Raw genomic sequence first — 14,218 nt, 5'->3', positions numbered from 1 at the left:
TCCATCCTCCCAACAACAACCTGACAACGCAGATGAAACTGAAAACAATACATACGATAGAGATGGCGCTCCTCTGCCTGGGGATGCTGACCGCCTGCTCCGACGAGACGTTGCGCGAAGAGCCGCGTCCTGTCGGCATCGAGCAGGTGTTCAACGCCGACGGCGAAGCCTACATGTTGCTCCGTCTGCAAGTACCGACGGAGGGGCGTACCCGTGCTGCCACTCCGCAGGACGGGTCCGAGGCTGAATATGCCGTCAATCTCTCCCATTCCTACCTGATACTCTTCTCCGGGGCGAACGAGAACAGTGCCGTGGCACGCTCCGTCTACCGGCTCGACCGCTCGTTCACGAAGGAGAGCGACCCGAACATCACATCGGGGTCTTCGTTCGTGACGCCCATCGTGCGCAACAACATCGGGGACACGGACAAGCTCTATGCCTTTGTCCTCCTCAACGCTCCCGAGCAGCTGTTCCACTTCACGGCGGGTGCCGGTGCGGCAGGCAACACACTGCGCTTCGGTCCGGACACCTACATCGTGGGCAACACCGATGCAGGGGGGAGCGGCAACATCAGCTTCCCCGACTTCCTCCGGCTCAAGGCTGGCTTTGACTCGTCGGTGAACACGTTGCCTCGGCTCACGCCCGGCGGAAATGGAGAGACGTCCCATCCCTTTGCTGACTTCTACGGCGTGAACTACCTGCTGATGACCAACGCCGTCCTCTCCACCGTGCAGGGAGGAAGCTTGAAGTCCGCTCCGTCCGTGTCAAACTCCTCGACACAGGTCCTTGCGCCCATCGCCCTCGACCGTCTCTACGGCAAGGCGTCGGATGCGGCGAGTGGAGAGCCTGCTGCGACCATCTACGTGGAGCGTGCCGTGGCGAAGGTGAACGTGAGCAAGACGGGAGCAACGGCAATCGGCAAGGACGACGGCAACGCCGCCTTTACCTATGATATTACCGGCTGGACCCTGCTCAATGCCGCCCGCACGGCATACCTGACGAAGCACATCAACACCGGTGACGGTTCACCGCAGGGGACTTTCACGACCTATGCCCGTTATGCCTCTTCCGGCGCAACGGACAATTACCGTTTCCTGGGTGCTTCTCCGTTGGGGACGGGGACGCCGCTCTACCTCATCAACTGGGCAGTGTCTCCCCATTACAAAGCTGACTACAATACTGCGAACTACCTCAACACGACCGTTCCCGACCGTGCCGTATGGCACAACTCGCTGGCGGATGCCGACTACCCGATGGAGAACACCACCGACGTGGACCGCATGCGTCAGCGCACCACGACCGCTGTCGAACTGGAGGTGACCCTCGGTTCGTCGAAGAACGGGCAGGAGATACGGGACTACGGCGTGCTGACCTCCAGCGAACTGCCCGACAAGGTCTTCACCGTGCAGGGGCTGAACAACCTGGTGACGCAGAAGTTGCTTGCCGACCAGAACCTGAAACTGCTCGCCGACCTCTTTGCGAAGGACGAGACCTACCAATATCCTGCAGGCTACTCCGTGACCCAGGCGCAGCTGACGGCGTGGCGTGCCAACTGGCTGACGCTCTTCCGCAGCCTGCTCAGCCAGCCGACGGCACAGCTGTTCCATGCTGCCAACACCGACCGCTTCCGGACCTCGTTTATGGCGGAGGACCAGACCGTGCACTTTGCCGACCTCTACGGCATGAACGGCACGACGCCGTTGCTGGCTCCCAAAGCCAACCCGGCAGGGACGGCGACGGGCGACTTCGGTGCAGCCTTCGCTGCGGCAGCTTCCCACTTCAAGAGCGATGCCGAGCTGACCTCCGTCACCGGACTGGAAGGACTCGTCCGCGTGAAGGGAACGCCCGTGACGTGGACCAATAACCCGGACGGTACGGATGCCACCCACACCGAGGTGGCACAGGTGCTGCATGACTTCCTGACTTCCGCGCTCTCCTGGCTGGCGGACAACTACACCTCGCGCTTCGGCTTCTACCGGGGCGGGAAGATGTACTACGTCGTGCCTCTCCGCCACTTCGACGACAACGAGACACCGTGGCATGCCGGCGAGACGCCGACACCTTCGCAGGTGGTTTATCCCAAGACCAACGCCGACGCATCCGGAGCAACCGTCGCCACACAGGGACAGAACTACCTGGGACGTTACGGCGTGGTGCGCAACAACTGGTATGAATTGCGTATCACCGGCGTGGACAAGCCCGGCACACCGGAGCCGCAACCCTTTGATGCCGACCGCGAGGACGACTCGATGGTGAGCTACCTGCGCTTCTACATCGAAATCCTGCCGTGGCGCGTCAAGAGCGGCCAGAATATTGACTTTACACACATAGATGCCAACTAAACTGCCATTGACCATGAACAGACTGAATATACAGACAGACCGCCTCGCAGGGGTGCTTAGCCGACGGATGTTGCCGCTGTGCCTCCTGCTCTTTGCCGTGCTGCTGGGTGCCTGCTCCGACATGAAGGACGACATCGGTCCGCTGCCTGAGCCACAACCCGTAGCGGTGGGGCAGACTTGTTTCCGCTTCCACATCTCGCTGGCGGAGCCGGGTGCTCCCACTACCCGTGCAGAGGAGACGGGCGAGTCCGTCGGTTCGGACCACGAGAACGCCATCCGCTCGTTCTACGTCTTCATCTTCGACGGGAACTACGGCTATGTGGCAGACATCAACCTCACCGGAAAGGTGGAGAACAACACGGAGTATCTGTATTCTGCCGATAACCTCACCCTGAAGTCCGGTACACACTACATGGTGGCGTTTGCCAACCTTACACCGGAACAGTACGAGAAGGTGAAGGCGATGGGAAAGGGCTTTTCCACTCTTCCTCCCGAAGAGCTGGATAGCTACAAGTACATGTGGATGATCATAGGCTCCGGACCGTCGGTTATGGGGATGTCGCGTTTCTACGACGTTATCAACTATTTTGCGCGCGATTCCTACGGACGGCAGACCTTCCTGGAGGAAGCTCCCGACGGATGTATCCAGATGCAGGCAATCGGGACGGACAACGCCAGCTCCTCCTCGTTCGACCTCAGTGAAGTGCATTCCAAGGACAATCCGCTCGACGTCCACTTCGAGCTGACCCGCAGCGTGGCGAAGGTGCATCTGCTCTACGCCGACACGGAGACGAGTGGGGGAGTGGACTTCCTCAAGACGTACAAGAAGGCGGACGAGACCGGGGTGACCAACATCAACGGCGGCATCGGCTTCATCCGTGCCGACTCGGTCTACTACACCGTCAACAGCCTGAACCGCGAGATTTACCTCATCCCCAAGGAGGCGGAGCCGAGCAAGTATTCCAAGCTGTGGTACGAGGACCCCAACATGGACCTCACGTCGGTGATGCAGCAGGTCGACGCCAAGACCTACCGTTACGACCAGGGCAAGCTTGATGCCGAGTTCGTCTATACACCGCCGCAGGACTACAGCAAGCTGACCAATGCGCAGTTCTACCAGCATTTCGAACGGGCGGAGAAGCTCGATGATGCCAAGCTCAAACGTACGAAAAGCCGTCAGGGTGGCGGCTACGTGAAGGGTGTCTATGCCCTGCCCAACGGCTATGCCAAGCCGACGCCTGACCAGACAGACGGCAACAACCTGCTGGCGAACAACCGCATTAACCCCGTCCGCTCCATCACCCACCTGCAGGTGGCTGCCCGACTCATGCCTCGCGAACTCTATGTGGACCGCGCGACGTGGACGTCCGTGACAGACCACAAGAATACCAACCTGACCGACGAGGAGCGTGACTTCGTGGAGGAGCTTTTCCGCCAGTCGACGACGAAGGACGGCTACTTCTATGAGGCTGTCTTCATGTCCGACCGTGGGGTGCGTTTGGCGGCAGGCAGTGCCAAGGCAAACTTCGAGCTGGACTGCGTGCACATCGACTTCGGACAACGCTTTCAGGTAGCGGGAGAGACCACCGTGGTGCCGAACACCACCGATACCGAGGTAGACCTGTATCAGAAAATCGAGCGCTTCCTTGCCCTCTGCCTCAAGGTGCAGGGTGCCTACCGCAACCCCGGAACGGAGTGGCAGGCGAACTTCTTCACGCCCGGCACCTACTGGACCGTTCCCCTGCCGTACACCGACCCGGTGACGGGAAAGCAAGAGACGAAATACTACTTCATCACCGAACGCATGGCACGTACCCCCGGCACACTCACCGGGGTGCGCAACAAGATTGTTCCCCACGTGGGCGGCTGGTGCTACTTCTTCTCCTACATCCAGGACTACAACGTGAAGAACTCTGAGGACATCACCAACTATAAAGACCTGAACATGGGTTATGTCAACTCCCAGCTGCTGCGCAACACCTACTACCTGCCGCAGCTGCATCGCATCACCGTCCCCGGCAACGGCGACGACGGAGGTACGTACATCGAAGTGAACACCTTCAGCATCCCCTGGGTGGACGCCGGTGAAGGTAAAACCTTTTTAGACTGACGAGACATGAAGATAAACTCCCACTTGACAACCCGGCGCTTCCGTCCGCTGCTCCCCCTTCTGGCAGGAGCGATGGGGCTGCTCGCCTCGTGCGTCGTCTCGGAGGAAGACCGGATGATGCGAAAGGATGCGCCGACGAACGAAATCCAGATGAACTTCGTGGTGAGCCGCGCCGGACTGCAACAGATTGACGGCGTACGCATGACCCCGAACATCCTGCTCATGACGCAGCAGCAGGCTGACAACTTCGACAATCCGCCTGCGGACTACCTGAGCACGGACGACGCCTACACCCACCTCGTGGAGGTGCTGGGCAAAATCAACGACTACTACAAGATGACCTACAACACCGGCGTGGAGTATGCCTCCAACGGCGAAACGTACGTTGCGCGAGGCTATGCGCCGGCAGTGGTGCTTGCGCCCAAGGCGACAGACCGTGGTGCGTTCGACTACCGCGAACTGACGTTGAGCAGCGAGGCGGTGTCGGGAGGCAAGCTGCCCCTGGGACGGATGGACTTCCTCTCTCTCGATGCCGACCCGGCTTACTGGGGAAACAAGGAGGACAAGTTCGGACAGGAAAGGAACCGCCTCTACTTCCGCCACCTGACGGCGCAGGTGCTCTTCGTGGCACAGCGCGACCAGTCGATGGTCGACATGCAGTATGTGCGCGACGTCGTGCTGAGCAATATCCGGGTGTGCTACTACGACGGGACTGGTGCTGCTCCGACTGCCACGGATGCCGGCTGGATGCCCTTCAGTGTTCCGCAGAAGCTCAACTGGCTGCCGGACCAGGCACAGGCGCAGAACCAAGCCTCCATCCACGGCTACAAGGTGACGGAGATGCAGGACCTCCCCGATGACTTCTCCATCCGCACGACGGGACACACCCAGCTCACCGTGGGACGCGACGTGGCTGTGGACTCCCTCTTCGTCAACGTGCGCACCAGCCGCACTGCAGCGACAGACATCCTGAACACGCCTGCCGGGAAAGGGGTCTTCCTGAAGATGGACGTCAGCGCCCTGCTCTCGCACCTCGACAAATTCCCCATGGACACGCAGCGTACGAACGAAGAGAACGGACTGACCCACACCATGCAGTGGAAGGATGTCATCGTCCCCGTGCATGAGGTGGGCACGACCAATCCCGTGAAGTCCATCGAGACCGGCAAGCGGTACAAGATAACCCTCGTCTTCGGACGCCACAACCTCTACCTCGATGCCGTGCTCATGGAATGGAAGGACGGCGGAGTGCATGACTACGTCTTCCGTCCGGGAACCAATGAAGGAGACTCATAATAAAATAGAATTGTCAATTGTCCATTGTCAATTGTCAATTGAATAGTCCATTGTATGAACAGATATACCAGATTACCACTCTTAGCACTCGGTCTGCTGCTGGCAGCCGGCTGCTCCGACCTCTTCCATGAGGAGGGGCTGGACGGCATGCGCCCCGATGACCGGGTGGGCGACCTTGTCGCCACACGTGCCGTGGAGGATGACGGCGACTCGCTCTTCCCCACCGGCTCGCTCTACCGCCTCTTTGCCTTCACACAGACGTATGACGAGGCGGCACCGGATACCTATGAACCTGCCACGATGCTCCGCTTTGACCAGCTTGCCTCGGAACAGGAGACGGGAGAGGCGAACCACAAATACATCAAGGTGGCAAACGTCAACACCGACTTCAGCTTCAACCCGTCCAATGACCGGGAGAAGGCGGACGACCCTTCCGCCAAACGCACCATCGACTTCTACGGCTTCACCTACGACGGGGAGAACCACTATCCCGCCAAGGATACGAAGGAGAACTTCGTGCCCCTGAAGCGGACGGCAGGTGCCTCGGCGTACGGCGACGACCCTGACACCTGGTACTATGAGACGCCGGACCTGAGTGTGCAGGACGACGGCTTCCCGAAGGACAGCCTGCGCGACCTCATGTGGGGACGTCTGCTCAACCAGAATGTCAAGACCGCCCTGCCTCACTGCCACATCCCCTTCCAGCACGTCTTCTCGCAGCTCACCTTCGAGGTGATGCAGCAGGAGCATCCGGATAAGAAAGGGAAGGGACTGTATGACATCAGTATTGCCGACATCAGCCTGACGAATATCTACAGCAAGGGACAGGTCAACCTCAAGACCGGCAGACTCACCGTGACAGGTGCTCCCTGCACGACCCGGATACACCCCGACGTGCCGGAGCTGCTGACGGAACCCATCCCCGTGACCTCGTCGCGCTTCTCCACCTCGCTGGTCTTCCCCACACACGGGGATTCCTACGACCTGGCAAGCGGTGTCACTGCCCCCGGCGACGACAAGACTTATGCCCTTCAGGCGCAGGTGACGCTGAGAGGTGACAAATTTGTGCTCAACCGCTTTGCGATGAAGGCATACGGAAACATCGACAAGGTGGTGCCCGTTCCCAATAACGAGGATACCGCCACCCTCGTGCTGCCGCCTTTTGAGTTGCCGCGCACTGTGCAGAGCGCGGATGAACCGGGCGAGACCAAGCTCTATCTCCGCGCAGGTTACAGCTACACCGTGCGCATCTCCTTCCTCGAATACGGCGTGTTCATCGTGACGCAAATCCCGCAGAAGGTGCGTTGGATTCACGGCGAAGGCAAGGAGAACGGCGTGGGCGACGGCTCGGACGGTGTGTTCGACTACCAGCAGCTTGCCACCGGTAACCCGGTTTACTTCGGCGGCTCCATGTGGATGGACCGCAACCTCGGTGCGGAAGAGTGGGACGCCTCCGACCCGGAGACAGACCCCGACCGCCTGCAAGGCTATTACTACCAGCCGGGACGGAATGTTCCTTACTGGCCGTTCTACAAGAATTACTACAACTCTTCAACCCCCCTGCCCACGTGGCGGGATCGCTGGAAAGTGCCGTTGGTGAACAGCGAGGGCAGCGGATATGGTAATGGCCAGATGCGCTTTTTCCCCATCTTGCCTGATTACATGGTTGAGACCGCACGGACCAAGTGGTATAAGCTCATTGAATCCGGCACTGAGGCTATGTGGCAATGGGGAGCGGGTGATATCTTGGCCAATTACCAGCATGCCGCTAACGAGGTTGTGGAGAAGGAAGTGTACGACCGGTGGACGCCGGGAGGAGCCAATAGCCAGACCTACATGCGTGCCACCAAGTATCCCCGGAAACGTTGGGAGGATGGTCCCTCGGAGCAGCCTGTGCCTCCCGGATGGCGGGTTCCCACCATGGACGAATACCTGCAAATCTATCCTTCCTGTTCCGCTGCCGGAAACTATGCCTTTATGCCCGGTCCTTCAAGCGGTAACGGTCAGTGGAGTGATGGAGGTTATCAGACCAAACTGCGGAATGATTCTATCCTGCGTGTCTGCATTCCCTTTTACCGACCGGGCATGAAGGCGCCTACCGCAGACATGAAGGATACACAGGGCAAGAGTTTTATGGAGGGATATGCGCTTTGGGAGAAGTTTCATGAGCAGTACGGCGAGCCGGGTAATTATCCCTCCAGGGCTACATGGGATGCTCCGGATAGAGACTATGAGACGAATTCCACAAACGGGGGACGTTTTTGTCCCGCTTATGACCCGGCTCCGGGGCAGGTATCGGTCTACCTCATCGTGCGGAAACACGATGCCATCGGTTCCTGCATCGAACCGGAGGCGCTTCGGCAGGAGATTGCTAGAAGACCGGCAGGGAACCTGGAGTTGAATAGCATCACGAAGTGGGGAACCGTATACGCCATCAAGGCACTCCACACGCCGGAGGCGTATGCCATGCGCTGGAGACTCGAAGTCAGCCCGAAGGTGCAGACCCTGCTGAACGGGAAGAAAGCACCTGTCTTCTACCTGCGCATCGACCGCTACAAGTTGTCGGACCCCGTGAATGCCACACTGGATGCACTGAACTACGAGCACCTCGTGGACTGGAGCAATCCCTCGGCAACCATGTTCCTGCCCATTACCGGAATGGCGAATCTGAAGGAAGATAGAGCTGGAATGTATTATTACGGCATCGAGTCGGTTTACCTGACCAGTACGATGAGTGATGCCGGTTATTTCTGTGTATGGTTCAAGGCGCCTTGGGGTAACTCCGGCAAGTTGAATGTCCGCCTCGGACTTTCTCCGCGCCTGCCGTTCACAGCTTCATCGCCCACAGGTATCAACAACTTCACCGGCGAGCTCCGCCTTATCAAGCGGTAAGTAAGTGCCACTTTGACCTCATCTATCCGCCACCTGGATGCCGTCTATGTGGCGGATAGATGGCGGCTAACCCAATAAACCCGAAAACAACGAATAAACGCAATGACTTACATGAAACATACATTGACAGTCTGCCTTGGCAGTCTGGTGCTGGCACTTCTGGGTGCCTGCTCCTCCGACAACGAGGTGCCGCAACCCGGCAAGGAGGAAGGACACCGTGTGGACATTGTTCTCTCGGGCAGCCCTGCTGCAGGACGCACTGTCGGCACCGGCACACGTGCCCTGGACGTGACGGGAAATCCGGAAAAGGTCCATCCCGAACTGGAGAACCCGCGCAGAGTGCAACAGATACTCAACCCTTACCTCGACGACATGGCAATCGGCAGCACCGTCCGTCTGCTGGTCTGGCCTGCCGTAAAGAATTCGACGGACGACAAGTGGCAGCGCAGGCCGAATACCGCTCCGCTGAACTGCACCTTCGTGGTGCGTGGTGATGCCGACACCCACTTCTACTACCTCCGTCCCTGCTCGGTCAAGGCGGACGGGAGCTTTGACAAGGAGGTGGGTACGCCCCTCATCCTGCGGGATGGCGACTGGATTATCTATGCCGCGTCGCCTGCCCTTCCGCTGGACGACAATGCGGGGCTGAAGCTCACCAACGGGCAGGAGTACATGAGCAGCGACTGGCGTTACGTGGAGACCTATCCCACCTATTTCCACCTGGAACCGACGGATGAGGACGTGGTGCAGATGACCCTGAACCCCGTCATCCATCAGAATGCGCGGCTCGTCCTCTCGCTCTACTCCGAGAACGAGTTCATCAGTTCGGTCGACCTGCTCAACGCCGGTATCCAGGTCAACGGACTCCAGCCTCCGGTCTACTACAACAGCGATGAATACAGCATGAACTACACCGACACGCTGCAGACCACCTGGGGCAAGAAGGACGAGAGCCTTATCCTGCTGAACAAGTACATCACCCCCGTCAGAATCCGTCATCAGGCACAGGATGGCAGCGACAGCATCGTCACCTACCACGCCTTCAACGTCATGGCGGACATCCTGCCGACGGATGCCACCTCGCACCCCCTGAACATCCTCTTCAGCGGCGTGGTGAACGGCGTCCCCGCAAACTTCTCCTACAACCTCAACGAGAAGGTCTTCCGCCCCGGCTACTACTACCACTACCTGGGAAAGATTGACATCAAGGAGGGTGTCGTCGTCGTCGACTGGGGGTTCAACAGCTGGGAGGCGGATGTGGACCTGAATTATAATGAATCACAATACGAGGATAATTGACAATTGACAATTGACAATGGACAATTTTTTTGGATATGAAGAATTTATTTATACTGCTGTTCGCCCTGTTGGCGTTTACGGCTTGCGATGATTCCGGACGGGACGATGTTCTGCCGAAGAAGGAAGGCGACGGGCTGGTGGAAGTGCCCGTCCACATCGGGTTGCGTCCGATGGTCAATGCCGTCACTACCCGGGCAGAGAATCCGCTGGACCCGGCTACGGAGAACTACATGAACTCCCTGCGCTTCTTTGAGTTCGACCAGGAAGGGTTCCACAACCGCGACGAGGACTACCACGAAATCCTGCTCTCGCAGGGGCATACCTCGTACCCGAACATCACCATCCAGTTTCATGAGCTTTCGCGGACCATCGTCTGTGTGGCAAACGTCACGCCGCGCAACGTGGAGGACCTCTACAACACCTATTCCGGTGAAGGAACCGAACAGGAGGAGGGGCACATCACGCTCGCTGACTTCAAGAAGTGGATGATTGACGTGGAATATCAGCAGTACGATGCCGAGACCGCCTATGAGAAGGCCTTCTACTCCAGCGTCTACGAGGGATTGCCCGTCTCCATGCCGATGTCTGCCGTCTTCGAGGGCGTCCCCAGTGACTTCCAGAACAGGGGCATCACCTTCTACATGGGCCGTCTGCTGACGTTGCTCAACTTCACCCTGTACTTCAAGAGCGAGCTGAACAAGCCCTTCGGTACGGAGTTCTACAACGTCGCGTCGCAGATTCACCTCTTCCCCGGTGAACGGGTGGAGGTCGACCGCAACTGGCCGCCCCGTTTCCAGATTGTCGACATCCTGCCTCGCGAAGGCAATGCCTATTGGGGTCCCCGGGAGAGCTATAAGCCCGGAGAGTCCGTACAACGGTATCTCTACATTCCTGCCACGGCAGCCACCGACTGGAAGACAGCCGTCTATGCCGACCTGTTCTACGGCAAGGCATGCGAGCAACGTTTCGGCAATCCATTGGCGAACCCGCCCGTGCAGGCTGTTCCTCGCGACCAGTATGTCATCCCCAATGCCCGTGTCTTCCTGACTGCCAACCTCCTGAGCACTCCGGGTATCGACAACCCGTACCAGCTCGATGCGAACACCATCTACCGCATCCGTCTGAACCTGACGCTGACGGACAACCCTTCGGAACTGAAAGACCGCGACGTGCCCCCCATCATCTTTGAAGACGGATCGACGACCCGTGCCGTCCTCCCTACACGTACCCTCGCGTTGGGAGAACCTGACGCCGTAACCCCCGACGGTACGTTGGTGTATGATGTGGGAATTTCTTCAATGGATCATCGTTCCAATTGATAATTGACAATTGTCCCCTGCGGCATGTGTATCGGGCGACCCGACCGGTCGCCCCTACATTTTCATTCTGCAATCATTTATTTGTTTTCCCTTGACAGATTTGCCTGAAACATCCTTTTCTGCTAACCCGTTCTTTTCGAATATCCGATAATCTGGAGACGAAAGGTGAATGACTGCAAACGGAATGCTGGGAAAAAGCCCTTCATTTTAGAAAACTATACATTCTGTTTTCGAAAAACAGACAAAACGTGCCCGGAACAATATTGTTTCGCGCGCCAAACAATATAGTTTGCCGCGTCAAACAATATAGTTTCACCTGCCAAACACAATTGTTTCGCGCCCGGAAGTCAAATCTTTGGAAATTGAAACNGAAAAACAGACAAAACGTGCCCGGAACAATATTGTTTCGCGCGCCAAACAATATAGTTTGCCGCGTCAAACAATATAGTTTCACCTGCCAAACACAATTGTTTCGCGCCCGGAAGTCAAATCTTTGGAAATTGAAACACAAAAACACCGGGTTTCCTTCTCCAGAAGGTGTGCCGTGTCAACAAATCGGAAGGTAATAAAAAGGGAACCATTAGGAACCGAAAACAGAAAAAGGACACCCATCCGTTCCCAACACCCTCCGGAATGTTGTTCCAGCACCCCTGCCTGCATCAATCTGTATTTTGCAAATCGCCCGAGAAGGCCCTCCGAACCCACCAAATCGTATTTTGGTGCGAGGAAAGACATTATAGCCCCCTTCGTTTGACATTTTGTCAAAACGTAATTCCGGAACGTCCACCCCACGAATGTAGGGGCGACCGGTCTGGTCGCCCATAATAACGGGGCAATGATGATTGGACCGGGCGACCAGACCGGTCGCCCCTACATTATTATATGTATCTCCCAGACCCGTCATTTCTGTAATTCCCTTTTAAAATGTAAACAAACGCAAATAAGCACCCTATTCTCTCCATACCAATCCGCCATTTCTCACCCGTTTCCCCGTCACATCCACGAAACAATCCCTGAAAAACATGTTGTAAAACATATCTGTGAATGAAACCCTTAGGAGAAAGCCTCAAAAAATATTCAAAAAAAGTGCGAAGAATGTTTGGAGTGTATATGCAAAAGCTCTACCTTTGCATCCGCTTTCGATAAGGAAAGCCGCTGAAAAGCGTTAGATACTTGAAAAGAATGCAACAAACAGACAAGTAGTACAAGAGCTCTGCTGATGATTGGTAATCAGCGGAATGGGTATGAAAGGTCAACGTCAAAACCTGGACAATAAGTCAAAAGGAAATCGGAAATCCGGGCAAAAGAGATTAAAGAAATTCATTACAATGAAGAGTTTGATCCTGGCTCAGGATGAACGCTAGCTACAGGCTTAACACATGCAAGTCGCGGGGCAGCATAGGGTTTCAGCAATGAAATTCGGATGGCGACCGGCGCACGGGTGAGTAACACGTATCCAACCTGCCCTTTACTCGGGGATAGCCTTGCGAAAGTAAGATTAATACCCGATGGCATTGGATTTCCGCATGGGGATTCAATTAAAGGTGCGAACCGGTAAAGGATGGGGATGCGTTCCATTAGGCAGTAGGCGGGGTAACGGCCCACCTAACCGACGATGGATAGGGGTTCTGAGAGGAAGGTCCCCCACATTGGAACTGAGACACGGTCCAAACTCCTACGGGAGGCAGCAGTGAGGAATATTGGTCAATGGGCGCGAGCCTGAACCAGCCAAGTAGCGTGAAGGATGACTGCCCTATGGGTTGTAAACTTCATTTATGAGGGAAGAAAGTCGCTTACGTGTAGGCGTTTGTATGTACCTTATGAATAAGCATCGGCTAACTCCGTGCCAGCAGCCGCGGTAATACGGAGGATGCGAGCGTTATCCGGATTTATTGGGTTTAAAGGGAGCGTAGATGGGCTTTTAAGTCAGTTGTGAAATTCTGCGGCTCAACCGTAGGACTGCAGTTGAAACTGGGAGCCTTGAGTGCAGTTGAGGTGCATGGAATTCGTGGTGTAGCGGTGAAATGCTTAGATATCACGAAGAACTCCGATTGCGAAGGCAGTGCACCAAGCTGTAACTGACATTGATGCTCGAAAGTGTGGGTATCAAACAGGATTAGATACCCTGGTAGTCCACACGGTAAACGATGAATACTCGCTGTTGGCGATACAATGTCAGCGGCCAAGCGAAAGCATTAAGTATTCCACCTGGGGAGTACGCCGGCAACGGTGAAACTCAAAGGAATTGACGGGGGCCCGCACAAGCGGAGGAACATGTGGTTTAATTCGATGATACGCGAGGAACCTTACCCGGGCTTGAACTGCAACCGAATGTCGCGGAAACGCGACAGCTAGCAATAGCGGTTGTGGAGGTGCTGCATGGTTGTCGTCAGCTCGTGCCGTGAGGTGTCGGCTTAAGTGCCATAACGAGCGCAACCCTTGCCGGCAGTTGCCATCAGGTAATGCTGGGGACTCTGCCGGGACTGCCATCGTAAGATGCGAGGAAGGTGGGGATGACGTCAAATCAGCACGGCCCTTACGTCCGGGGCTACACACGTGTTACAATGGGGGGTACAGAAGGCCGCTACCTGGCGACAGGATGCCAATCCCGAAAACCCCTCCCAGTTCGGACTGGAGCCTGCAACCCGGCTCCACGAAGCTGGATTCGCTAGTAATCGCGCATCAGCCATGGCGCGGTGAATACGTTCCCGGGCCTTGTACACACCGCCCGTCAAGCCATGGGAGCCGGGGGTACCTGAAGTACGTAACCGCGAGGGTCGTCCTAGGGTAAAACCGGTGACTGGGGCTAAGTCGTAACAAGGTAGCCGTACCGGAAGGTGCGGCTGGAACACCTCCTTTCTGGAGCTTTGAGATTCCGATAGGATGTAGGCTTTTCTATCCGGTCTTGTACTGCTGATGTTTGTTTGTAAAGATATGAAGGAGAACCAGAGAAGCCGGGC

Annotated in this window: 6 protein-coding genes and 1 other annotated feature (1 of these 7 cut by a window edge); all 6 genes read left to right on the top strand. The window is 56.7% G+C overall.

Annotated elements, in window-relative coordinates; genetic code table 11:
- The first annotated feature begins 32 nt into the window (after positions 1–32).
- The 6 genes from C8275_RS13100 (at position 33) to C8275_RS13075 (ending at position 11,258) form a co-directional block, all read left to right on the top strand.
- On the top strand, positions 33–2,342 hold the full coding sequence (locus C8275_RS13100; protein WP_106625487.1) for an Mfa1 fimbrilin C-terminal domain-containing protein: 2,310 nt from the start codon (positions 33–35) through the stop codon (positions 2,340–2,342).
- 13 nt (positions 2,343–2,355) lie between these two features.
- Positions 2,356–4,452 carry a hypothetical protein gene (locus tag C8275_RS13095; RefSeq protein ID WP_157948279.1) on the top strand — a complete coding sequence of 699 codons (2,097 nt, stop codon included), beginning with the start codon at positions 2,356–2,358 and terminating at the stop codon, positions 4,450–4,452.
- Positions 4,453–4,458: 6 nt separating this feature from the next.
- The gene (locus tag C8275_RS13090; RefSeq protein WP_157948278.1) at positions 4,459–5,748 is read left to right on the top strand and encodes a hypothetical protein; all 1,290 of its coding nucleotides are present in this window, start codon (positions 4,459–4,461) and stop codon (positions 5,746–5,748) included.
- Between the two features lie 54 nt (positions 5,749–5,802).
- Positions 5,803–8,640, top strand: coding sequence for a fimbrillin family protein (locus tag C8275_RS13085; RefSeq protein ID WP_106625484.1), 2,838 nt, complete (start codon positions 5,803–5,805; stop codon positions 8,638–8,640).
- Between the two features lie 111 nt (positions 8,641–8,751).
- Positions 8,752–9,939, top strand: a complete 1,188-nt coding sequence (locus tag C8275_RS13080; protein ID WP_157948277.1) for a BF2992 family fimbrillin-A clan protein — start codon at positions 8,752–8,754, stop codon at positions 9,937–9,939.
- A gap of 35 nt (positions 9,940–9,974) precedes the next feature.
- Positions 9,975–11,258, top strand: coding sequence for a hypothetical protein (locus C8275_RS13075; protein ID WP_157948276.1), 1,284 nt, complete (start codon positions 9,975–9,977; stop codon positions 11,256–11,258).
- A 1,325-nt stretch (positions 11,259–12,583) separates the two neighbouring features.
- Positions 12,584–14,218, top strand: a sequence feature (most likely nonfunctional fraction of RNA operon) (it continues 2,224 nt past the right edge of the window).

Origin of the sequence: Bacteroides sp. Marseille-P3684 (assembly GCF_900291465.1) — a bacterium.
GTDB lineage: Bacteria > Bacteroidota > Bacteroidia > Bacteroidales > Bacteroidaceae > Phocaeicola_A.
The sequence above is the reverse complement of the archived record's forward strand: the minus strand, read 5'-3'. Positions and strand labels throughout refer to the sequence as shown.